Origin of the sequence: Methylobacterium nigriterrae, from assembly GCF_037106235.1 — a bacterium.
In the GTDB taxonomy this organism is placed as follows: domain Bacteria; phylum Pseudomonadota; class Alphaproteobacteria; order Rhizobiales; family Beijerinckiaceae; genus Methylobacterium; species Methylobacterium nigriterrae.
Map to the genome: position 1 here is coordinate 1 of NZ_JBAWTG010000338.1, position 1,742 is coordinate 1,742.

2 protein-coding genes are annotated in these 1,742 nt (G+C 70.5%); one reads left to right on the forward strand and one right to left on the reverse strand.

The genetic code is table 11. The features are described from left to right. Positions 1–1,433: IS66 family transposase (gene tnpC / locus WDW90_RS36830; RefSeq protein ID WP_336492677.1), on the forward strand; the 1,433-nt coding region annotated here is incomplete at its 5' end. A gap of 21 nt (positions 1,434–1,454) precedes the next feature. Here tnpC and WDW90_RS36835 read toward each other — a convergent pair. Then, positions 1,455–1,685, reverse strand: coding sequence for a DUF6429 family protein (locus WDW90_RS36835; RefSeq protein WP_336492678.1), 231 nt, complete (start codon positions 1,683–1,685; stop codon positions 1,455–1,457). Between the last annotated feature and the right edge of the window lie 57 nt (positions 1,686–1,742).

The window sequence follows — 1,742 nt, forward strand, 5'->3', positions numbered from 1 at the left end:
AGATCATCCTGGCCATGCAGCGCCACCGCTTCGGCCGCCGCGCCGAGAGCCTGCCTGAGGATCAACTCCTGCTCGGGCTTGAGGAGGCTGAGCAGGTCGAGGCTGCGGGCTTTGCCGCCGAGGAGAGCGAGCCCACCAAGCAGGAGGCCCGGAGGGTCAAGCGGCGCACGAACCGTGGGGCGCTGCCCGCCCACCTGCCGCGGGTCGAGTGCGTGGTCGACCTCGACAGCACCGCCTGTCCGTGCTGCGCGGGTGCCCTGCACCGGATCGGTGAGGACGTATCTGAGCGCCTCGACGTGGTGCCGGCGCAGTTCCGGGTGCTGGTGATCCGCCGCCCGCGCTACGCCTGCCGCGCCTGCGGGGACGCGATCGTGCAGGCCCCGGCACCGGCGCGGCTGATCGAGGGCGGCCTACCGACCGACGCTCTCGTCGCGCAGGTACTCGTCTCCAAATACGCCGACCACCTGCCGCTGTATCGACAGGCGCAGATCTTCGCCCGCCAGGGCGTCAGCCTCGACCGCTCGACGCTGGCCGACTGGGTCGGGCGCGCCGCCTTCCTCCTCCGGCCCGTGCACGCGCGGCTGCTGGAGACGCTGAAGCGCTCGGGCAAGCTGTTTGCCGACGAGACCACGGCACCGGTGCTCGATCCGGGCCGCGGCCGCACCAAGACCGGCCAGCTTTGGGCGTATGCGCGCGACGACCGGCCCTGGAGCGGGACTGATCCGCCCGGCGTCGCCTACGTCTACGCCCCCGACCGCACGGCTGGACGACCGATCGCGCATCTCTGCGGGTTTGCAGGCCTGCTGCAGGTTGACGGCTACGCGGCCTACGAGAGCTTGGCCAAGGGCGGCGCAGTGCGGCTGGCCTACTGCTGGAGCCATGTGCGTCGGCAATTCTATGATCTCGCCGCCGCATCGCCGATCGCGACGGAGACGCTCTCCCGCATCGCCGCGCTCTACCGGATCGAGGCCGAGATCTGCGGTCGCTCGGCCGAGGAGCGACGGGCGGCCCGGCAGGAACGAAGCCGGCCGGTGGTCGAGGCGCTGGAGGCTTGGTTGCGGGAGAAGCTCGGCCTTCTCAGCCGCAAGAGCAATCTGGCTGAGGCGGTCCGCTACGCCCTGAGCCGCTGGGCGGGGCTGAGCCTGTTCCTCGACGACGGGCGCGTGGAGATCGACTCCAACACCGTGGAGCGCGCGATCCGGCCGCTGGCCTTGAATCGGAAGAATGCCCTGTTTGCTGGTTCGGACGGCGGGGGCGAGCACTGGGCGGTGATCGCCTCGTTGGTCGAGACCTGCAAACTCATCGGCGTCGAGCCGCAGGCCTACCTGGCCGACGTCATCACCCGCATCGTCGAGGGGCACCCGCAGCGGCGCCTCGACGAGCTTCTGCCCTGGGCCTACCCGAGCACACCCACTCTCCAAGCGGTCGCCTGAGAACGCCGCGGCCCTGGCGCGTCAGTCGGGCCGCGTGAACAGGGTCCGGAACAGCGCCTCGGACCGGCGCAATCCCTCATCGGTCAGCACCACCGACTTGGCGCGTCCGATTGGATCGGCGATGAGCCCCTTGGCGTGGAGACGGCCAAGCACGGCCCAGTCGAAGCCCTTCCAGGCCCGACGCCCGTCGTGGAGCGTCAGCCACAGAAGGGCGAGCACCGCCTCGTCGATGCGCTCCTCGTCGACCGACATCCGAGCAGCTTAGCACACCACGCTCAGACCGGGCGTGGTCCCAGCCGATCGGTTACG

What these genes read in the sequence shown, in the direction of transcription:
- WDW90_RS36835 (WP_336492678.1), bottom strand. Translation starts at nt 1,685, where the DNA reads ATGTCGGTCGACGAGGAGCGCATCGACGAGGCGGTGCTCGCCCTTCTG.